The organism is Haemophilus sp. HMSC066A11 (genome assembly GCF_001811665.1).
Lineage (GTDB): Bacteria > Pseudomonadota > Gammaproteobacteria > Enterobacterales > Pasteurellaceae > Haemophilus > Haemophilus influenzae.
Genome location: NZ_KV805893.1, coordinates 1 through 244 on the forward strand (window position 1 = coordinate 1; position 244 = coordinate 244).

General features: G+C 32.8%; 1 pseudogene. It reads left to right on the plus strand.

From position 1 onward, the window contains the following. Positions 1–244 (plus strand): annotated as a pseudogene (gene licB / locus HMPREF2813_RS09685) (choline transport protein LicB); the annotation flags it as partial.

Consider the following 244-nt stretch of genomic DNA (forward strand, 5'->3'; position numbering starts at 1 on the left):
AATGTCTTATTGGATTCTAAAAGAAAAAATTACCAAAACAGCCCAATTCGGATTCGCCTTGGCTATTATTTCTTCTTCGTTGCTTGCTATTGAAGTAGGACAAGAAATAACCTTTAATACTATCGGTTTTATTTTTTTAATAATTTGTATATTAGGGTGGTCATCTGAAATAGTGATATCCTCCTATACAATGCGTTCTCTCTCTGGACTTCAGGTGTATTTTTTAAGACTATGTGGTTCAACT